Genomic DNA, 21,127 nt, shown 5'->3' on the forward strand with positions numbered 1-21,127 from the left:
GGTGAATGTTATTTCGAAAAATAATAAACCGGATTATCATTTCCCTATTTATAGTCTTTTTCAGATAACCGATATTTTCTGATTACTATTTTGGCAGGCAATTAAAAAAAAGAAACCGCAGAACGATTAAATAAATATATCGACAGAACGTAAGGAATTGGTCGATGTGAAATAAATATGACAACAAGGTCAAAAAAGCCTACTGTGTTCGGTATACTAATACATTAATCGTTTTTACCTGTTTTAGAAATCGTCTTTTACCCTGGCCTTCCACAGTATATTATTTTTTTTAGTTTCGCCCCGGACGCAATCTGGTGCGGAGGACACACATGCTAACCCATCTCGCCGGCGATGTTGCCCGCCGCTTACAAGCGCTTCAAATATTGCGCAATTCCGACGAAAGCAGGGATGACGTACTCAGGAAATTTACTCTGCTGGCCAGCCATGCGCTGGGTATTCCTGCCAGTTTTATTTCCGTGCTGGATGATGAATACCAATATGTCCATGCTGGTTATAATTTTGCGCTTGAGAAATCTTCCCGCAGCGATTCACTCTGCCGCTACGTGGTTGACAGCGAAAATGCCGTTGTGGTTCCAGATACGTTACAGGATAGTCGGTTTGCCACTCACCCCTTTATCATAGGGGAACCTTTTATTCGCTTTTACGCTGGCGTTCCGCTAAAAAACGCTGAAAACATTATCCTTGGCACGCTTTGCGTTATCGACACCCTGCCGCACACTTTTTCTGCCGGGCAGCTTACCACGCTCAACCTGCTTGCCTCTCTGGTGATGTCCTTCCTTCAGGCATGGTATTCAGCGGGGTTTATCGACCCGGTGACCGGCCTGCCAGACCACCAGCGGCTGATCCACGACTTAAACTATCTGGCGGCCAGCAGCGATACTTCGCCACGCCGTCTGGTGCTCATTGACTGTATTGATATGCCACGCGCTTATGAGCTGGCTCGCGCAATGGGCATTGCGCCGGTCGAAAGCCTGCTAAAAGATATGGCTATTATGCTGCCTTTACGGCTGAAACCCTCCGCTGAAGATTCTCTCTATACCGTTGCTACCGGGCGCTTTGCACTGCTGACACGTCAGCAAAGCCTGCACAATGCCGAATGGGTGGCGGGCCGGCTGGAAGGAATCAGTGCCGACCTCGGCGATGGTCTGACCGTCGCCCTCACCACCTATGCCGGTGAGGAGAACTTCATTACCGGCGAGACCTCGCCACAAGAAGTACTGCGTCGCGCGGGCAGCGCACTGCATGAGGCTATCCGGCTTGGCGTCCCATCAAGGCAATTTAATCAGGCCAGCGATACCAACAGCACCCTGGGCTTTGTGTTAATGAACGATCTTGCCAGGGCGTTACGCGACGACACCGGGCTTTATCTCGCTTATCAACCCAAAATTTGCCTGGGTAACGGCAGACCCGTTGGCCTTGAAGCACTGATACGCTGGCGGCATCCGCAGAGAGGCGAGCTGTCACCCACAATGTTTATCCCTTTGGCAGAACAGACCGATCTGCTCGGTGCGATAACATCATGGGTAACCGACCGCGTAATTAAACGTCTTTCACGCCTGCGCAACCATTGCATCCAGCTGCCGGTAACCATAAACGTCAGCGGTAGTGACTTCGCCCGTGAGCATTTTGCCGAGCTGCTGGCAGAAAAAATGACAAAAGCCCACCTGCCCACCTCACTGTTGAGCATCGAATGTCTGGAGACTGAGCGACTGATTGAAAGCCCTGCCGCCCTGCGCGGTATGGAGAAGCTGAAAGTGCGGGGTTTTGGGATCTCGCTGGATGACTTTGGCACCGGATACAGCAACTTCAGCTACCTCCGGCATATGCCACTGGATATCATCAAGCTGGACCGTTCACTGATAAGCGGCCTCTCATCGAATGTTGCATCGCGCATTATTGCCCGCAGTATTATTACAATGCTGAAACAGCTCGACTATACGATACTGGCTGAAGGGATGGAAAATGAAGAAGCCGTCACGGTGATGACAGAGTATGGCTGCGATCAGGCACAGGGGTTCTTTTATTCAAAGCCGCTGCCCGAGGAAGAACTGGACAGCTGGCTTCAATGGAAATTTCGCAGCATCTGTTGATTGTGTGCCACCTTTCAAAGGTGGCTTTCACTGACGATGTGCGGTTCGAGGCGGCCAGAATGATAAACGACGACACGATTGCGGCCGACCTCTTTGGCAACATAAAGCGCCTCGTCACCCCCTTCATGACCGTACCAGTCGTTAATCTTTTTAAAATGGTCAATGGCGATGACAGATTGTGCAGGATCATCATTAAGATCTGCAGTCAGCATGTTAAACCCGCAGCGGTTGTGTAATCCAGTGAAAGGACGGTCATCGCTTCATCATTAAGGGCGGCTACCCTGGCCACGGCTCGCCGCTTTTCCTGCACCGCATCTTTCAGCCAATACGCTTCGTAATACCATGCATTGAACGAGGCAAGGGATTCCGGCGTCACATCGCTTCCGTCTTCGCGGACCATACCTGCAAGCTTTTCTAATGGCGACGCAATACGGATGGTCAGAAAAGCCATAATGACTGCCCGTAACGGTGATAATGGCGACAATGAACCACAGAACATTCCCTGTGGATACTTCCTGAACCTCAGCTGGAGCAACTAATTTCCAGCGTTTTTGCCCAGTCCGGAGGACGCCGCATTAAATCAGCGTACTCAGGCTTATCGGCAAAGGGCTTACTCAGGGCATGATGCAGCCGTTGCAAAAACGTAATATCTCCCTGTTCAGCATGCTCAATGGCTATCTGCGCCAGATAATTCCGCAGTACAATAGCGGGATTGACCTGCTTCATTTTCTGCTGACGCTCCGTATCGCTGGTTTGCTCCCGCAGCAGGCGCTGGCGATAAACCTTGTACCAGCCGTCAAAAGCATCACGATCAATAAATTCATCCCGCAGGGGAGAACACGATTGATGCTGTTCAGTATTACTGAGCTGGCGAAACGTCAGGGTATAGTCGCTTTTCTCATTGCTCATCAGCGTCAACAACCCGGTCAGAATGTCATTATCGTGCGCATCTGCAGTGAGCAACCCAAGTTTTGCCCTCATTCGCTCCCCCCAGGCACGCATCAGTTCAACCTCATATTCGGCCAGGGCCTGGCTGAGTTCTCTGCTGTCAAGCAAACCAGAAAGCGCGTGCGCCAGACAATTAAGGTTCCACAGCCCGACTGCAGGTTGGTTAGCAAAACTGTGGCGTCCCTGATAGTCAGAATGATTGCAGATAAAGTCCGGCTGGTAATTATCGAGAAAACCGTAAGGCCCATAATCCAGCGTCAGCCCTAAAATTGACATATTGTCGGTGTTCATCACACCGTGCGCAAAACCAATGCTTTGCCAGTAAGCGATCAAACGTGCAGTGCGTCTGACAACGTCGCTAAACCACAGCAGATAGCGCTGCGGATTTTGTTGCAAATGCGACCAGTGATGGCGAATAACATATTCGGCCAGCTCACGGACTTTCTCTGGCTGACGGGCATAAAAATAGTGCTCAAAATGCCCAAAGCGAACATGACTTTCTGCCACTCTCAGCAGCATTGCACCTTTTTCTGTCGTTTCCCGTCTAATCGGCTCATCGCTGGTCACGATAGTCAGTGCACGCGAAGTGGGTATACCCAATGCATGCATCGCTTCACAGGCAAGAAACTCACGTACGGTTGATCGCAGTACTGCACGTCCATCGCCCATGCGCGAATAAGGCGTGGGACCTGCTCCTTTCAAATGCCAGTCAACTTTACGTCCGTCAGGCAGCTGTTGCTCACCCAGCAGAAGACCTCGCCCGTCACCCAGTTGCCCCGCCCAGACGCCAAATTGATGACCGCTGTAGGCCTGAGCAAGCGGCTGCATGCCAGACAGCAGTGTTTCACCACTCCATATTGCGCAGTGCGGTTCGCGAAACAGGCTTTCTTCAAGATATAGCTCTTCTGCCAGCCCGACGCTGTGATAGAGCAACCGGGGATTTTTGAGCGGAACTGGCGGTAAGGCAGTGTAGAATCCCGGCAGTTCGTTATGCCAGGTATTGTTGAATTGCATAGGTAACCCTCAAAATGACCGTGCAGGCTGGGCTGGCAGGGCAATCAGTGTAAACCGCCGCAGAGAAGGAAAACACAGACTTAGTGAAGGGTTATTGTTGATGAATCGCGGGCAGGATTGCAGGGGATTCAATGAGAGAATGGAGTGCATCTTCATTCACCGATGAAAAAAGTAGGCTCTGAACGCCGTCAAAATCAAAATACCTTACTCTCTTCAGCGCAGATACATCATCCACGCCCTGTACAATAATGCTTTGGCAGTGTGGTTTAATGTTTTCAAGCAATGCAGTGATAAAAGGTTTGAATGACAGCCGTTTTATATTGTGTTGAACAAAGCCTTTATCCAGTTTTACCGAGGCAAACATATTGTCGTAAACCGCTTTAGACGAAACTTTTCCCGATCCATAATTTTCCAGGCTCAGGTCAAATCGCTCACTTAACGCCAACAGGGCAGGATCATTTGCCCCGTGTTTTATACCAGGAAATACTTCGTTAATTTCCAGTTCCAGAAACTCAAGGGCATCGAGTTTTCGCGCGATAAATTCATTTGTCATCACGGCCATCGCCAACATTTCATCCATTTTTAGTGAAACTTTTACGCAGTTAGAACGAAAGAAACCGTTATGTTTTTCCACAATATTGATCTGGGCTTGTAAAACGATAATACGTTGCGTTTGATCTAACTGCGGCAACAGCAAATCCAGTGGGGCCGCGACATTGGCGCTGCCATGCAAAAAATGTGTCGTCAGCCCAACCGACATCAGCTTACCGCCAAAACTGTAGACCGGGTTGAATGTGATGTGGATTTTATAATCCGCTGCCAGATGGATATTCATTTCATTACGCCGTGTTGAAGTGGCATTTTATGCAGTCCTGGCTGATCGAATAATCAACTTCAGCACCGTCTAATGTTTTAACTGTATTGTCAGCAGGCGTTAACAGGCAGGAAACTGCCCCAATTAACGCTTTAAGCTATCACAATTCAGAAATAATATATGTTTAACAGTTAAAGTAAAATAATGCCATTTATTCTGCCTGATCGCGTTACTTCAATTACCCCTTACAAAACCATGTCATAAATTCGCATATGAGTGCATAAAGGCAGCTTTATAACTCTTTACCCTTCAAAAAAGGATTTTTCATTTACTATTTAACCATAAATCAAATGAGCGACAAATGTACACTGACTAATAATTAATTCGCTAAATATATGCAAGCGTTAAATAGCCTTCCATAATGCCGTCTCAGCTGGCATTGTTGAACACTTCGCGCTGTCACACCTGATCATCGTTCCATACCGCAAAGAGCGACTGTCACTCTTTTACCCCGCAGGATGAGAAAAGGCAGACAGCGCCCGGCACCGATATTTAAAGGCGACGAGCCTGCCAGAACACTTTTTTCCAGTAAACATTATTTAAAGAAGACCGAATCACCCCCTGACTGGTTGAAGCATGGATAAACTGGCTGTCGGTATCATAAATTCCCACATGCAAACCATTTTCCCCTCGTCCTGTTTTAAAAAAAACCAGATCGCCAGGAAGTAAATCGCTACGGGAAATACGTGTGCCAACATCGGTTTGCGCAACGGTGGTTCGCGGTAGCAGCAGCTGAAAACGATCGCGAAAGGTAATATACACAAAGCCGGAGCAATCTATGCCCCCTCTTCCCATGCCACCATAGCGATAGGGCGTTCCCCGCCATTGACTTAACTGATCCTTAAGTTGAGCGATAACAGTAATGGAATCGGCCAGGCGCGCATCAGGCGGAGGTGCATGGCTGCTGCAACCTGAGAGAATGATAATGATCAGCAGTAGCCAGCAACGCATACAATATTCCCATATAAGATGCGACTACTTTACTCAAAAAGCTGGTTAAGGGGCAATGTTATCGGAAAAATCAGACATTATTTTCAGGAATAAATGGACATCTGACGCCAATTTGCCAAAGGAAGCATCATTAAGCAGCAAGGCTGTCCGATTATAAATGTCATCAGCTTACCCGTGATGCAGAGAGTGCTTTATTAAGCAGGGATATCATGGACGTGGCAACTCAGCGTTGCCTCCAGCCCACGTCATGAAGCATTTTAAGCCAGCAGGCAAATGCCAGAATCATCCTGTCTGGTGATGTAACCGACAATAATTGTTGGCCATCAGGCTTTGCTGCCGATATAAAATGACGACGGTCTATACCTGCTAAAAGGGTTTCCCGCTCACGGAAAGGCTTATCTGGCAGCCTGAAAACGTCGCAAATACTCATGGCCATTTTCATCCATCGATGCTTTCCCTCCACCGTTACACTTTCAGATAATGCCACCGTCGGTATCGTCTGCCGGAGCAGCAGGCTACGCCAGCGCTGAAGCTGTGCTCGATAAGACCAACCACTGGAGATATGTTGCGAGGCCCGCAATATGCTTTTCCCCCGCAACGTTCAGCCCCGGCAGATGAATTAGTTTTCCTTACATCATTTCAGCATTGACAGGTAAAAGGCACCAGCATCACAACAGCGTTGCAAAACTGACAGATATTTATTGGGTCAGCGCCTTGTTCAGGGCATTGGTCAGCAACGGATCTTCCGGTTTCATATCCGGCGAGAAACGCGCCAGTACTCGGCCATCCCGGCCAATCAGAAACTTTTCAAAGTTCCACAAAATATCACCATACTCTTTCGGTGCCCGCCCTTTGCTTTCCATCCGGGCGAGAAAACCGCTCGCCAACGGTGCAGTTGCGACCGGCTGCGCAGCCACCAGTTGCTGGTAAAGCGGGTGACGGTGAGGACCATTAACCTCTGTTTTGGTGAACATAGGGAATGTCACGCCGTACGTAGTGCTACAAAACGTTTTTATTTCTTCAGCAGTACCCGGTTCCTGCCCAAGGAAGGCATTACAAGGAAATCCAAGTACCGAAAAGCCCTGATTATTCAGGCTGCGATGCAGTTCTTCCAGCTGTTGGTATTGCGGCGTGAGTCCGCACTTTGAGGCCACATTAACGACCAGTAATACCTCACCCTGCCACCTCGCCAGCGTGGTATCTTCACCATCCAATGTGACCAGCTTTGTATCAAAAATATTCATCACTTTTTCCTGTTAAGTTGGGAATGACAAATCACTATACAATTAAGATCGGTTGCGCGGGAGTATCAGATACAAACCGACACGCCCACCGTTACAGTCATCTGGCAAATAGGCCGCCCCCTAAAGACATTACTCGCTGGCAAGGCTATCTGTCCTCAGCCTTCGCCCGAAGCACCTGCGCTTAAAATCAGGCGGTGAGCGCATATGACATCCAGGCGCAGAACATGCTGGAGAGTCACCCAAAAGCGCTCATTGCGGCTGGCACGCTGCTAATATTGAACCGGTCATTCAGGGGGATTGTGACATACCAACAGGGTAATCCTGGCCGGTAAGCCTTAAGAGACTAAGGATGCCAGGGTTTTAGTATGAACGATCGCTACACGCACGGTGCTGATTCCACCGCTCCCCTTAAAGGAGGAATGAATACAATTTGTGCATCCACATAATGTCCACACATAAACCGCCTGTGGCTGATAAACCCCGCTCCGCTGGGAACAGGCTGGCGGCAAGCTGCCACAGCAGGCATAAAAAAGGCCGCAAGGCACCTGAGTTGATGCAGACAACACCATGATAGTAATAAGTATTTTACTAATTACACCCACTCAATGACCACACTTCGAAACAAAGCCCTTTCGCCGGGGCTTTCATCTTAAAACCTTCTGGTTTTGATCAAATATGCTCAACCCCAACAGACTATCTATACATTTTGTAATATCCTCTCACACTCAATTTTAATCAGGAGGATTAATTACAATGGCAATGACAACATGCAAGGAATGCAAAAAGGAAGTTTCCAACATAGCTAAAGTCTGTCCGCAGTGTGGCGTAAAAAACCCAGGTGAACGTTGGTGGCATGCGTTGGCAGGTTTAGCTGTAATCGTCGTTATTGGCACAGCGGCCTATTGGTATTTTGATGTCGGTGGCGGTTCTGACGCTAATTCACCCACTGTGGCAGCAGCTAAGGCAGAGAAAGTTTGCGGCGCTACTGACGGTGAATGCCTGTTCAACAAACATATGGCAGACGCGGTATACCCATGTAAAAAACTGATCGAAAAAACGTCTAAATATGATTATGAATGGACGGATAGCATATTCAACCTGGCGTTCACGCATTATCGCAATGAGCCTGAGAAGGGTCGACTGGTTTTTATTGGTGACAAAGTAAAATTTACCAATGGATTTAATGCAAAAAACAACATGATCTACTCTTGCACCTACGATTTGAAGTCAAAATCAGTTGTTGATATTGACGTAAGGCAGTGCCGCTTATAAATAACTTTATGCAGACCAAGCATTTCATGCTGACCTACCTTTTTGCGAATAATTGCATAATCATCCAAGCCGTAAATTGCATCAATTCAGCCCTGGACGCAATTTTGCGCACAAATACCACATAAAAATAAAAGCCCTTCTCAGGGATTTTTTTTCACCAGTCGTCAGGGCTTTCATCATAGATTTTCCGCACTGCAAATTTAAAAATGTAGTACCCCAACACGAGGCCGGGCAGCATCAATACAGCCAGATAATATTTATATGGGCTATATGAAAAGAACACGAACCACCCAGCGTAGATAAATGATAATCCACAGATACCAATCCCAATTCCTTGAACTAAACGCGAAAGTACAGCCAGAAAAAATATTTTCATTTCAAACTTTCTCAAAAAAATAACAGCAGGTTTGATGAAATTTATCGCGATCCGTGTACCACAGTGCGGCCGCTTCTTCAATCAGCAGCATCACTTCCATTTTCATCCAGCAGTTGCAGATTAACGGCGTAGCGTGGCCGAAATGGATCGGACTGGTTGCCTAATGTTGCATTATCACTCGCACCTGTAACGCGGGTCGTGACACTGATTTAGTGTTGATGTATTCTTTTGTCTTTTGGGTCTGCTAATGGCAAAGATAGATGTGGTTTGTCCCCGCTGTTCTGAGACAAAGGATGTCATTCGAAATGCTCATTCCGGCTCAGGAGCGCAACTTTATCGCTGTAAACACTGCCTGAAAACCTTCCCGTTCAGCTATCGCTACAACGGCGCTAAACCTGAAACTCATCAGACCATTGTTGATATGGCGATGAACGGCTCCGGATACCGTGATACGGCAAGCGTATTGAAGATAAGCCTCAATACCGTTCTCCGTCATCTAAAAAACTTGCGCCGTACCAGGTAGCACAAAACGTTGAGCCGGGCGCAGAGGTCGTCATCTGTTGTGAAGCCGATGAACAATGGTCTTATGTGCGGTATAAGGGCAATCCTCGCTGGTTATTCTATGCTTATGACCGCATCCGGAAGCGAGTCCTTGCCCATGTATTCGGTCCACGCAATGCCCTGACTTTACGGCGACTTCTGGTTTTACTGAGCCAGTTTAACATCGCTTTCTACATGACTGACGCCTGGCCTGTGTACCGGACTTTACTGGCTTCAACCAGTCATGTTATCAGCAAAAAATACACCCAACGGATAGAGCGACATAATCTCAACCTGCGTACTCATCTTAAGCGGCTTGCCCGCAGGACTATCTGCTTCTCAAAGTCAGAGGTCATGCACGATAAGATCATCGGTTGGTATCTGACAATCCATCACTAACACTAAATCAGCGTCATGACCGGAAAACCAACGGCGGCGGGTGCGAGAACTAACAAAAAAAGGAATACGGCGACCTTTTATAAATTGAACCTCACTGGCTTTAGGTTGAAAAAAACGCCCATCGGGTGTTTCCAACCAACCACGCATGTGGTGGTGATGGGTGACTTGCTGACCATTAATCAGCAGACTGGCAAAATCAGGACATATTGTATTCATGATCAAATCTCTTATTTAAGAAAATGTACCAGACTACATCTTTATTTCCGGTTCATGTTTGTGTTGTTGGATACAACCTGAAAAATAATGCTTCAGATACTGCAACTTCCTGATCGCATGTCATTAATCTCGTTTTCAATTTGTCAAAAATCTGCTGATTGTTATTGTACTGTTTGTTAAGGTTCCCCCAGTTCTAACCATCTAAGCTATCCCTCACGAATCTCTTTCGGGCGGCATTCATATGCCAATTTCATTCCATCATTCCAGGCTGGAAGGTAAATCCAGACTTCCCCTGCCCTGCCTGAAGTCGATTGAGGATCGGTCATCTCAACAATTGGCAACTTTCCCTTTTCAATCATCCCTTTGACCGCAGCTGGTGTTTACCAATCAACCGCACGAACTCTTGGTATGGGAGAGCGTCTATGACAGAAGTTATTAACCTGTTCATGCCTTACTCCTATGGTATTATTTGATTGCCTTTAGTGGCTATTAACTGCCAATAGTGTTATTTCACTATGGTGACTTGATTATCCAATAGGAGAATATTTCTCCGTAAGGAAAATCATGTCAATCGATATTTCTGAGAAGCTAAAGTTGATCAGAGAGTCCGAAAGAATGAATCGTAAGCAATTCAGTGAATTAACTAAAGTTGCCTACAGTTCACTTTCCAGCTACGAGAATGGAACAAAAAGTATGGGAGTAGAAGCAATCATGAAAATTTTAAAGCACCCTCGATTTAACAAGTACACGCTCTGGTTTATAGCGGATCAGATTGCCCCAGATGCCGGTCAAATAACACCGGCCCTCGCACACTATGGGCATGGAGAAACAACCTCTCAGCAATCGGGGTAAAAGGTTGGTTAACATTACATTTACTATATTTATCAGATACAAAGCTCTATAAAAGTTGTAATTTTAAAGATCGTTTCAGAGGGCTTTCTAATGACTATTAAGAAGCTCGAAGGCGGTCAATATGAAGTGGACATTCGGCCAAATGGCCGCAACGGAAGGCGAATCCGTAGGAAATTCAGTAAAAAAGGCGAGGCTGTAGCGTTTGTACGCTACGTTTCAGCCAATCACAGAAACAAGGAATGGCTGCAAAAGCCAACTGATAAAAGGAAATTATCAGAATTGATCGATATCTGGTGGCAATTTCACGGACTGAACAGCGACCACGGTCAGAATTATCTACTCAAACTCAGGCGATTTTCTGAAATAACAGGCAATCCAGCAGCGTTTCAAATTAATCGAAACCTCATTGCTCGCTATAAGTCTGTCAGATTGCAGAGCGGTGTCAAAGCCTCAACGGTCAATCGTGAAATGACAACTATCAGCGGCGCATTCACTCAGTTAATTGAATCCGGCATATTTCACGGCGAGCACCCGATACGAGGTACAGGTTCACTCAAGGAGGCTGTGCCTGAAATGAGTTTTCTCTACGATCACGAAATACAAGCATTGCTTGCTAATCTGGATGGAGATAACAGACGGTTGGCCGTTCTTATGTTAAGCACCGGTGGGAATCTAAAAACCTCAAACAGTCCAACATTGTTCATCAACGCGTGACTTTCACGAAAACCAAAACCAGTAATCGTAGAACAGTTCCCATTTCTGAAGATGTAGAGCAAGAGATAACGAAAAACAAAACCGGGGCGCTGTTTCCTGGTGCTGACTACAGCGCATTCCGACTTGCGCTGAAAGCAGTGAAGCCTGATCTACCGTCTGGACAGGCCACGCATGTTTTACGCCACACCTTCGCCACACATTTTATGATGAACGGCGGTAACATTGTGACGCTTCTATGTGTTTTGGGGCATACGAAAATAGTCCAGACAATGGTCTACGCCCATTTTACCCCCGATTATCTGAACGATGTAATCAGAATGAACCCCCTTAAAGGAGGAGTGAATACAATTTGTGCGTCCACATAATATCCACACATGAACCGCCTGTGGCTGTTATCAGTGGCTGATAAACCCCGCTCTGCCGGGAACAGGCTGGCGGCAGGCTGCGACAGCAGGCGTAAAAAACCACCTGCTATGCAGGTGGTTTTTTACGTACAGAAATTAGCCTTCTTTCGGCGTGGCGCTTTCAACCCGGCTTTTAAGCTTCTGACCGGGACGAAAGGTTACCACGCGACGGGCAGTAATCGGAATATCCTCACCGGTTTTTGGATTACGCCCCGGACGCTGATTTTTGTCACGAAGGTCGAAATTGCCAAATCCTGACAGTTTAACCTGTTCGCCGTTTTCCAAAGCGCGACGTACCTCTTCAAAAAATAGTTCTACCAGTTCTTTAGAATCACGTTTACTCAGCCCCAGCTTTTCAAACAGGTATTCGGACATTTCAGCTTTTGTCAGCGCCATAGGTTCAATCCCTCAAGGTTGCCTGGAATCGCTCTTCTAATGCCGCAACACATTTGGCGACGGTTGCGGCAATCTCCTCTTCTTCGAGTGTCCGGCTGGTATCTTGCAAAATCAGGCTGATAGCAAGGCTTTTAAAACCTTCACTCACACCCTTACCGCGGTACACATCAAATAAGTTTACGCCAACTATCTGATTTACGCCAACTTTCTTACACTCTGAAATAATATCTGCTGCTGGCACGCTTTCAGCAACCACCACGGCGATATCACGGCGGTTTGCCGGGAAGCGAGAAATCTCAACGACATCAGGCAGAATACGGTTTGCAACCTTATCCCACTCCAGTTCAAACACCACGGTGCGCCCGTTAAGATCGAGCTTGCGTTCTAATTCAGGATGAATAACGCCAATAAAACCAATGCGGGAATTATGCAAATAGATGCCGGCGCTCTGCCCGGGATGAAGCGCTGAATGGCTTTCTGCCCGGAATGAAATATCAGATAATTTACCGGTAAGATCGAGTACTGACTCTAAATCACCTTTTAAATCATAGAAGTCAACCACCTGGCGCGCCAGGTCCCAGTGCTCTTCATAGCGTGTTCCGGCAATGACTCCGGCCAGCATAACATCCTGACGGATACCAAGGGTTGCCTCGCTATCAGGCACAAAACGCAGCCCGCTTTCAAACAGACGGATGCGGCTTTGCTGGCGATTCTGGTTATAAACTACCGCAGACAGCAAGCCGGTCCATAACGATAGTCGCATAGCTGACATGTCGGTAGAGATTGGGCTGGGCAGAATCAGCGGATCGATACCCGGATGCAGCAGTGCCTGAATTTTGGGATCGACGAAGCTGTAAGTGATCGCTTCCTGATAGCCTTTATCCACCAGCATTGCTTTTACGCGCGTCAGCGAAAGGCTCGCTTCACGGTGAGAGGTCATTTCCAGACCTGCCTGCACCGTCACATTCGGAATATTGTTATAGCCGTAAATGCGTGCCACCTCTTCCACCAGGTCTTCTTCGATAGCCATATCGAAACGCCATGATGGTGCGGTTGCCTGCCAGAAGCCGTCGCCTTCACTAACCTTGCATCCCAGTCGCTGAAGAATATCACTGACATCGCTGTCAGCGATGGCATGTCCAATAAGGCGATCCAGCTTTTCACGGTGTAACGTAATAGTTGCACAGGAAGGCAGCGTTGCTGCGTCGCTGACATCAATAACCGGCCCCGCTTCACCACCACAGATATCCAGCAGCAAGCGAGTCGCACGCTCCATCGCCTTATACTGCATCTCAGGATCAACACCGCGTTCGTAGCGATGAGACGCATCGGTATGCAGCCCGTGGCATCGTGCGCGTCCGGTAATTGACAGCGGCCTGAAGAATGCACACTCAAACAGCACGCTAGAGGTTTCTTCACTAACGCCAGAATGCGCACCGCCGAAGATACCCCCCATCGCCAGTGCCTGATGATTATCAGCAATCACTAAGGTATCAGCGCTGAGTTTCGCTTCAGTGCCATTAAGCAGCGTAAGGGCTTCACCCTCTTTCGCCATGCGCACGGTAATGCCACCTGCAATACGGTCAAGATCGAACGCATGCATCGGTTGCCCCAGTTCAAGCAGCACAAAATTGGTGATATCAACAACCGGATCGATGGAACGAATGCCGCAGCGACGCAATTTTTCTTTCATCCACAACGGTGTGGCAGCTTTAATGTTAATCCCTTTTATTATCCGGCCAAGATAGCGGGGACAGGCGTCCGGCGCCTCAACACAGATGGGCAATGTGTCCTGGATGGTGGGCCGCACTGGCACGATATCAGGCCCGATCAGTGGCATTTTATTCAATACGGAAACATCACGAGCAACACCAATGATCCCCAGGCAGTCAGCCCGGTTTGGCGTAACGCTAATTTCAATGGTGCTATCGTCAAGTTGAAGGAACTCACGAATATCCGTACCAACGGGCGCCTCCAGAGGCAATTCGATAATGCCATTGTGATCATCATCAATTCCCAGCTCGGAGAAAGAGCACAGCATGCCTTCTGACGGCTCACCACGCAGCTTCGCTGCTTTAATTTTAAAATCACCCGGCAGGACCGCACCCACCGTTGCTACGGCAACTTTCAGGCCCTGCCGACAATTTGGCGCACCGCAAACAATATCCAGCAGGCGATCGCCACCAATGTTAATCTTTGTGACCCGCAGCTTATCTGCGTTTGGATGCTGACCGCATTCCACCACTTCGCCTACCACGACACCATGAAAGGCACCAGCAACGGGTTCAACGCCGCCCACCTCCAGACCTGCCATAGTGATTTGCTCAGAAAGGGCGGCGCTATCGATGGCCGGGTTAACCCACTCACGTAGCCAGAGTTCGCTAAATTTCATTACTGTTAACCGCCCTTATTTAAACTGTTTGAGGAATCGTAAATCATTTTCGAAGAAGGCACGCAAATCGGTCACACCGTAGCGCAGCATGCTCAGACGTTCCATCCCCATGCCAAAAGCAAAACCGGAATAGACTTCAGGATCGATACCCACATTACGCAACACATTTGGATGCACCATGCCGCAGCCCAGCACTTCAAGCCACTTGCCATTTTTGCCCATCACATCCACTTCGGCAGAGGGTTCAGTGAACGGAAAATAGGAAGGACGAAAGCGAACCTGCAAATCTTCTTCAAAGAAGTTATTCAGAAAATCGTGTAGCGTGCCCTTCAGATTGGTAAAACTGATGTTTTTATCAACAATCAGCCCTTCCATCTGATGGAACATTGGCGTGTGCGTCTGATCATAATCGTTACGGTAAACGCGTCCGGGTGCGATGATGCGGATCGGCGGCTGCTGATTTTTCATGGTGCGGATCTGTACGCCAGAAGTCTGTGTGCGCAACAGACGGGTGGAATCAAACCAGAAAGTATCATGATCTGCACGGGCAGGATGGTGGCCGGGAATATTCAGCGCGTCAAAGTTGTGGTAGTCATCTTCAATCTCCGGGCCGGTCGCCACGGCAAAACCTAATTCACCAAAGAACGTTTCGATACGATTAATCGTGCGGGTAACGGGATGAAGTCCGCCATTTTCAATACGGCGTCCCGGCAGCGAAACATCTATGCTTTCATGGGCCAGACGTGCGTTCAGCGCTGCCGAATCCAGGCTATTCTTACGCTCGTTAAACGCTTCTTGTACCTGCTGTTTCGCTTCGTTGATAACGGCCCCAGCCGCCGGGCGCGCTTCGGCTGGTAGCTCCCGAAGCGTGGTCATCTGTAAGGTCAGATGCCCTTTTTTACCGAGATATTCAACGCGTACCGTGTCTAACGCGGCAACATCGTGTGCATCAGTAATGGCTGCTTTCGCATTTGCCACCAGTTCAGCGAGATGTGACATGCTTTCCTCTTCTTCTTCTTCCAGCCGCCGTGGCTGGTCTGTTTTTTATGGGGACGACTTCGCCCTGGATGTGCCACGCCAGGAATAAAAAAGCCTCCACAAGGGAGGCCTTCAGCGCGATTTTTCGTTTCTTCTCTTAGCGCAAGCCCCCTGTGGTCAGGTGCTAAAGTAAAAAAAGAAACGAAAATTCGCATTCATGTTGGAGTGACCTTACGGTAATGGTGAATTCTGCATCGCGCATGTTGATCGTAAAATGGCAGAAATATCAATTTTTTCAGGCTAATAGTACAGAAAATAAAAGAGGGAGCAAGCTCCCTCTTTCAACTGACTTACGCCAGCGCTGATTTTGCTTTTTCAACGAGTGCAGTAAAAGCCACTTTGTCGAAAACTGCGATATCAGCCAGAATCTTACGGTCAATTTCAATCGATGCCTTTTTCAGGCCATTGATGAAACGGCTGTAGGAAATACCGTTAGTGCGTGCCGCTGCGTTGATACGCGCGATCCACAGCTGACGGAACTGACGCTTACGCTGACGGCGGTCGCGGTAAGCATACTGACCAGCTTTGATAACAGCCTGAAAAGCAACACGGTAAACACGTGAACGTGCGCCGTAGTAGCCTTTAGCTTGTTTTAAGATTTTTTTGTGACGTGCGCGAGCAACTACACCACGTTTTACACGAGCCATTTAGCTCTCCTGTTTAATATTCTGTTAAAAAAAATGACTTATGCGTATGGCAGGCAGGCAACAACCAGACCCAGATCGCCTTTGGACACCATGCCTTTCGGGCGCAGATGACGCTTACGCTTGGTAGATTTTTTGGTCAGAATATGACGCAGGTTTGCGTGCTTACGCTTGAAGCCGCCAGAAGCAGTCTTCTTGAAGCGCTTGGCCGCACCACGTACAGTTTTAATCTTTGGCATTTAAAACATCCACTTCGCATTGTTAATAAAATGAACCAGACAGGCGAATAAAAAACACTGCGGCTAAAGCCGCCGCGATTCATATTACTTTATGGCCTACTGTTTCTTCTTAGGAGCGAGCACCATAATCATCTGACGACCTTCAATCTTTGAAGGAAAAGATTCGACAATAGCCAAATCCATATCGTCACACAGATCTTTACGGACGCGGTTAAGCACTTCCATACCGATCTGCTGGTGCGCCATTTCACGACCACGAAAACGCAGTGTGATTTTAGCTTTATCACCCTCTTCCAGAAAGCGAACCAGGTTGCGTAGTTTTACCTGATAGTCGCCATCATCGGTACCAGGACGGAACTTGATTTCCTTGACCTGGATAACTTTTTGTTTTTTCTTCTGCTCTTTAGAAGATTTGCTTTTTTCGTAGAGGAACTTGCCGTAATCCATGATACGACAAACGGGCGGCTCGGCGTTGGGGCTGATTTCAACTAAATCAACTCCTGCTTCTTCAGCTTTTTCTAAAGCCTCATTCAGACTGACAATACCAATTTGTTCGCCATCGACGCCGCTCAGACGAACCTCATTGGCGCGAATTTCTCTGTTTATACGATTAGGACGCGCCGGTTGAACTCGTTTTCCGCCTTTAATACCTTATTCCTCCAGTTGATGAAGATTGCGGCTGCGGATTTCATCCTGCAGCTTCGCGATCACTTCATTTACGTCCATGCTGCCCAGATCTTTACCACGGCGGGTGCGAACGGCAATTTTGCCAGCTTCCACCTCTTTATCACCACAGACCAACATATAAGGGACACGACGTAATGTGTGCTCGCGGATTTTAAAGCCAATCTTCTCGTTTCTCAAGTCCGCTTTTACACGAATGCCCGCATTCTGAAGTTTTCGGGTCAATTCTGCAACATATTCGGACTGACCATCGGTGATATTCATCACCACCACTTGTACCGGAGCGAGCCAGGTTGGAAAGAAACCGGCGTACTCTTCAGTAAGAATACCGATAAAGCGCTCCACAGAACCCAGAATCGCACGGTGAATCATGACCGGAACCTGACGATCGTTATTTTCACCGACGTAAGAAGCACCCAGGCGGCCCGGCAGTGAGAAATCAAGCTGTACCGTGCCACACTGCCATGCGCGATCAAGACAATCGTGCAGGGTAAATTCAATTTTAGGACCATAAAAAGCACCCTCGCCCGGCTGATATTCAAACGGGATTTGGTTCTCTTCCAGTGCGGCTGCAAGATCAGATTCTGCGCGATTCCACATGTCATCAGTGCCTATACGTTTTGCCGGCCGGGTGGACAATTTAACAACAATTTTTTCGAAACCAAAGGTGCTGTACATATCATAAACCATGCGAATACAGCTGTTAACTTCGGCCCGCACCTGTTCTTCGGTGCAGAAAATATGCGCGTCATCCTGAGTGAACCCCCTCACGCGCATCAGGCCATGCAGGGCACCGGACGGCTCATTCCGGTGACAGCTACCAAATTCAGCCATGCGTAGCGGAAGGTCGCGGTAAGACTTCAGTCCCTGATTAAAAATCTGCACATGTCCTGGGCAGTTCATTGGTTTGATGCAGTATTCACGGTTCTCAGATGAGGTGGTGAACATGGCTTCTTTATAGTTTTCCCAGTGACCGGTTTTTTCCCACAGCACGCGGTCCATCATCAGTGGACCTTTTACTTCCTGATAGCCATATTCCGTCAGTTTGCTGCGTACAAAAATCTCCAGCTCGCGGAAAATGGTCCAGCCATCGTTGTGCCAGAACACCATTCCCGGCGCTTCTTCCTGCATGTGATACAGATTGAGTTGCTTACCAATTTTGCGGTGATCGCGTTTGGCCGCCTCTTCAAGGCGCAGCAAATAAGCTGACAATTGTTTTTTATCTGCCCACGCAGTGCCGTAGATACGCTGCAACATTTTATTATTGCTGTCACCGCGCCAGTAAGCACCAGAAACTTTCTGCAATTTAAAATGGTGGCAGAAACGCATATTTGGCACGTGGGGACCGCGACACATATCAACATATTCTTGATGATGGTATAAACCAGGATGATCGTCATGGTTTATATTTTCATCGAGAATAGTCATTTTATAGATTTCGCCACGGGCAGCAAAAGCGTCACGCGCTTCCTGCCAGCTCACCTTTTTCTTGATAACGTCATAGTTAGTTTCAGCGAGTTGATGCATGCGCTTTTCAAGCAGCTCGATATCTTCCTGAGTCAGCGTACGGTCAATATCGACATCGTAATAAAAACCGTTATCGATAACCGGACCGATGGCCATTTTGGTGTCTGGCCACAGTTGCTTAATAGCGTGGCCCAGCAAATGAGCACAGGAGTGGCGAATGATATCCAGGCCGGCTTCATCTTTCGCAGTAATGATGGCAACGTTCGCATCGGTGCTGATAGGGTCAACTGCATCAACAAGTTCGCCGTTCACGCGACCAGCAATGCAGGCTTTTGCCAGGCCAGGACCGATGTCCTGAGCTATGTCCATCACGCTCACTGAACGTTCAAAAGTACGCTGACTTCCATCAGGAAGAGTAATTACAGGCATGTTACATCCTTAGCTGCAGTGGTAACCCATACGCAAGGCTACATACAAAATTAAATTTCAAATAAATAACAAGCAGTTAATACCTTAAATCAACTCACATTTGTTAATTTTCAGCCAAGTCTGATACATATCTTCAAGGGTTCATGCTCGTTACAGACCTTTAGAATGCAGCATTTTACACATGATGACCCGTGAATGCACGATACTGAAAAGAATCAAATAAAATCAACGATGATTACCCACCGATCACTTTGAGCAACACGATAGTGCTGGCCATAATTTGCTGGCGGCTGCTTTTCTTTTCCAACATGTCCGCATTAAGCAGATCGACTGCCTTCCGGCAGGCACAGAAATCCGACTGGCACATCTCAAACCACCCGGAGAACCTGACAAGATTTTTCTGGTGTACAATAATTTCAGTTCAGGATGAACTGAGAACATGCTGGTATGCTTCCGGTTTATTGGCTTTGATCTTAATATCTGTTTATCCGAGTGACCACTTCGCAATATTCAATGAAGGTGGCGTGCTTATGTGTAATTTAACGAGGCATAATTTTCAGGCAGGTTAAATCCTGGCAATATTACTGAGGATGTCAGCGCCCGGTCTTCCCTTAAATCATCTGATATAACTGAAAGTTTGGCGTATATATTATCCTTATGCAACCCAAACTTGCGCCTGATAAGAAATCGGCGGATTGGGATTAATTTTATTGGATTTTACTAAATGAATACCACTGACGCTTAATATGCCGAGATAAAGTCTGATACGTTCTTTTTTTCTCGCTGCAGCATCTTTACCAGGCAACCTGCACGCAAAGTGCTAAGGCCTGTTTCGCTGATCACACTTCACAAACCATCAGATGGCGACACCTGGCATCATACGTTGTGTCTCCCGCCATCAGATGCCGGTGCCAGCTAATTCCTTAAGGGTCTGTGAAGTTAATTCTGTTTTAGCGCCTGTCTCAACAGAACTTTATTCCAGACAATAAGGCCACAGGAAAAATGCAACAGGGCCCCGTCATTCTCAGACATCTTTTCCCGTCGGGTCAGGGTCCGGCGAACCGGTTCATCCGGCTGTGCCTCCTCCCGACGACCCGGCGACGGGCACTGAAGTTCGTGGTTTTACTGGCATCTGATCCCTCTTTACACGACGGGATATTAAGGCTCGTCACGACGGCTCAACCGGTCTGTTTTCAGCCCGGGCGCTTCGTCGCCTTTGTCCGGGCAGAGTCCGGGTTTTTGCCCCGGGCGTCCTGCCTTAAGAGCACCGGGTGTGTCCGCCACCAGTTTGATGTCATGCCTGTTTGCTGCTGCGACCCGTGACAGAGGAAGCCCCCCGGCATCTGTCATCAGTGCGCTTTACGCCCTGTTTCCCTCTGTCCGTGGGGTTGCGTCCTGTTTTTTTAGCAGTCCGTGCCGTCCGGGTGCTCACAGGCCAGTGATCCGTTCTGCCAGAAACGCCCGAAGACACCTGCGTCTCTCCGTTCCCGGACGCGCCGGTGCGCAGAGCCTGATGAACCTATCCCTGTGGCATTGAGTGCATTCCACTGACAGGCTGTGCTGGGGACGAAGAAAATAGCGTTCATTGCGGCCCGATTATTAACACGTTTTCGGCGCGTACCCGGAGGATGGCGGGTTTTGTGTTCCAGGATAAGCGGAGCGATTTTGTCCCGGAGTTCATCGCTAATCTGCCCTTTACCACCTGCCATGCTTTGTCCTCAGATATGACCGGGATACATTATACGATAACGCCTTTTGGGACAGGCTCTTAGTCACTGACAATTATTTCAAGCATAGAAATGACTGAAGATATCATTGGCAAAATTGCTGAAAAATAGAATAGTACACTTACTATAAAGGGTGAAATTTGCTGGTTCCAGGAATGATCGATAATGCCTGAAATATAAAGTCCATTTTATCTCA

Annotated in this window: 19 protein-coding genes, 4 pseudogenes and 1 other annotated feature; of the genes and pseudogenes, 5 read left to right on the forward strand and 18 right to left on the reverse strand. The window is 48.0% G+C overall.

From position 1 onward, the window contains the following. Positions 1-329: 329 nt before the first annotated feature. Positions 330-2,111: a bifunctional diguanylate cyclase/phosphodiesterase gene (locus LU633_RS14270; RefSeq protein WP_016169843.1), complete on the forward strand. Its 1,782-nt coding sequence runs from the start codon at positions 330-332 to the stop codon at positions 2,109-2,111. Positions 2,112-2,125: 14 nt separating this feature from the next. On the opposite strand, the gene LU633_RS25955 is transcribed toward LU633_RS14270, so the two are convergent. From LU633_RS25955 to LU633_RS14300, 7 genes are all read right to left on the reverse strand, one after another. Then, a complete protein-coding gene (locus LU633_RS25955) occupies positions 2,126-2,323 on the reverse strand; it encodes a diguanylate cyclase domain-containing protein (protein WP_016169844.1) in 198 nt (65 codons plus the stop codon). Further along, complete coding sequence (locus LU633_RS25960) at positions 2,317-2,562, reverse strand: hypothetical protein (protein ID WP_325175725.1); 246 nt, start codon at positions 2,560-2,562, stop codon at positions 2,317-2,319. The genes LU633_RS25955 and LU633_RS25960 overlap by 7 nt, the downstream gene beginning before the upstream one ends. A gap of 71 nt (positions 2,563-2,633) precedes the next feature. After that, positions 2,634-4,073 carry a protein adenylyltransferase SelO gene (locus tag LU633_RS14280; protein WP_016169846.1) on the reverse strand — a complete coding sequence of 480 codons (1,440 nt, stop codon included), beginning with the start codon at positions 4,071-4,073 and terminating at the stop codon, positions 2,634-2,636. 91 nt (positions 4,074-4,164) lie between these two features. After that, positions 4,165-4,908: an EAL domain-containing protein gene (locus tag LU633_RS14285; protein WP_016169847.1), complete on the reverse strand. Its 744-nt coding sequence runs from the start codon at positions 4,906-4,908 to the stop codon at positions 4,165-4,167. A 531-nt stretch (positions 4,909-5,439) separates the two neighbouring features. Further along, positions 5,440-5,898 carry an NlpC/P60 family protein gene (locus LU633_RS14290; RefSeq protein ID WP_016169848.1) on the reverse strand — a complete coding sequence of 153 codons (459 nt, stop codon included), beginning with the start codon at positions 5,896-5,898 and terminating at the stop codon, positions 5,440-5,442. 223 nt (positions 5,899-6,121) lie between these two features. Then, the gene (locus LU633_RS14295) at positions 6,122-6,496 is read right to left on the reverse strand and encodes a hypothetical protein (RefSeq protein WP_152664165.1); all 375 of its coding nucleotides are present in this window, start codon (positions 6,494-6,496) and stop codon (positions 6,122-6,124) included. Positions 6,497-6,596: 100 nt separating this feature from the next. Next, the gene (locus LU633_RS14300) at positions 6,597-7,142 is read right to left on the reverse strand and encodes a glutathione peroxidase (protein ID WP_016169850.1); all 546 of its coding nucleotides are present in this window, start codon (positions 7,140-7,142) and stop codon (positions 6,597-6,599) included. Between the two features lie 753 nt (positions 7,143-7,895). On the opposite strand from LU633_RS14300, the gene LU633_RS14305 reads away from it, so the two are divergent. Both LU633_RS14305 and LU633_RS14310 read left to right on the forward strand, forming a co-directional pair. Then, entirely contained in the window at positions 7,896-8,414 is a 519-nt protein-coding gene (locus LU633_RS14305; protein WP_016169851.1) for a hypothetical protein, read from the forward strand. Positions 8,415-9,037: 623 nt separating this feature from the next. Next, a protein-coding gene (locus LU633_RS14310) for an IS1 family transposase (RefSeq protein WP_087949644.1) occupies positions 9,038-9,729 on the forward strand; the annotation gives its coding sequence in 2 pieces (ribosomal slippage) (positions 9,038-9,296 and positions 9,296-9,729; 693 coding nt in all). Here LU633_RS14310 and LU633_RS14315 read toward each other — a convergent pair. Together LU633_RS14315 and LU633_RS14320 are read right to left on the reverse strand one after the other, a co-directional pair. Beyond that, positions 9,676-9,945 (reverse strand): phage filamentation protein Fil family protein, encoded by a 270-nt coding sequence (locus tag LU633_RS14315; protein WP_016169854.1) that lies wholly within the window; start codon positions 9,943-9,945, stop codon positions 9,676-9,678. The genes LU633_RS14310 and LU633_RS14315 overlap by 54 nt on opposite strands. Positions 9,946-10,151: 206 nt before the next feature. Beyond that, positions 10,152-10,393: pseudogene (locus tag LU633_RS14320) on the reverse strand (Cox family DNA-binding protein). A 116-nt stretch (positions 10,394-10,509) separates the two neighbouring features. On the opposite strand from LU633_RS14320, the gene LU633_RS14325 reads away from it, so the two are divergent. Beyond that, positions 10,510-10,797, forward strand: a complete 288-nt coding sequence (locus tag LU633_RS14325; RefSeq protein ID WP_016169856.1) for a helix-turn-helix domain-containing protein — start codon at positions 10,510-10,512, stop codon at positions 10,795-10,797. 90 nt (positions 10,798-10,887) lie between these two features. Then, positions 10,888-11,917: pseudogene (locus LU633_RS14330) on the forward strand (phage integrase). 94 nt (positions 11,918-12,011) lie between these two features. Here LU633_RS14330 and ihfA read toward each other — a convergent pair. From ihfA to LU633_RS14375, 9 genes and pseudogenes are all read right to left on the reverse strand, one after another. Then, positions 12,012-12,311 (reverse strand): integration host factor subunit alpha, encoded by a 300-nt coding sequence (ihfA, locus tag LU633_RS14335; protein WP_016169857.1) that lies wholly within the window; start codon positions 12,309-12,311, stop codon positions 12,012-12,014. 4 nt (positions 12,312-12,315) lie between these two features. Next, entirely contained in the window at positions 12,316-14,703 is a 2,388-nt protein-coding gene (gene pheT, locus LU633_RS14340; RefSeq protein WP_016169858.1) for a phenylalanine--tRNA ligase subunit beta, read from the reverse strand. 15 nt (positions 14,704-14,718) lie between these two features. Then, entirely contained in the window at positions 14,719-15,702 is a 984-nt protein-coding gene (gene pheS, locus LU633_RS14345; RefSeq protein ID WP_016169859.1) for a phenylalanine--tRNA ligase subunit alpha, read from the reverse strand. 83 nt (positions 15,703-15,785) lie between these two features. Further along, positions 15,786-15,909 (reverse strand) — a sequence feature (Phe leader region). Then, positions 15,859-15,900, reverse strand: a pseudogene (locus tag LU633_RS14350) (hypothetical protein). It overlaps the preceding feature by 42 nt. Positions 15,910-16,031: 122 nt before the next feature. After that, positions 16,032-16,388 carry a 50S ribosomal protein L20 gene (rplT, locus tag LU633_RS14355; protein ID WP_016169860.1) on the reverse strand — a complete coding sequence of 119 codons (357 nt, stop codon included), beginning with the start codon at positions 16,386-16,388 and terminating at the stop codon, positions 16,032-16,034. A gap of 38 nt (positions 16,389-16,426) precedes the next feature. Continuing rightward, complete coding sequence (gene rpmI, locus LU633_RS14360) at positions 16,427-16,624, reverse strand: 50S ribosomal protein L35 (protein WP_006118955.1); 198 nt, start codon at positions 16,622-16,624, stop codon at positions 16,427-16,429. A 96-nt stretch (positions 16,625-16,720) separates the two neighbouring features. Next, on the reverse strand, positions 16,721-17,272 hold the full coding sequence (infC, locus tag LU633_RS14365) for a translation initiation factor IF-3 (RefSeq protein ID WP_071598845.1): 552 nt from the start codon (positions 17,270-17,272) through the stop codon (positions 16,721-16,723). A gap of 3 nt (positions 17,273-17,275) precedes the next feature. Continuing rightward, the gene (gene thrS / locus LU633_RS14370) at positions 17,276-19,204 is read right to left on the reverse strand and encodes a threonine--tRNA ligase (protein ID WP_016189436.1); all 1,929 of its coding nucleotides are present in this window, start codon (positions 19,202-19,204) and stop codon (positions 17,276-17,278) included. Between the two features lie 939 nt (positions 19,205-20,143). Beyond that, a pseudogene (locus LU633_RS14375) lies at positions 20,144-20,913 on the reverse strand (IS5 family transposase). Positions 20,914-21,127: the final 214 nt, after the last annotated feature.

It is taken from the genome of Erwinia tracheiphila, from assembly GCF_021365465.1.
Taxonomy (GTDB): domain Bacteria; phylum Pseudomonadota; class Gammaproteobacteria; order Enterobacterales; family Enterobacteriaceae; genus Erwinia; species Erwinia tracheiphila.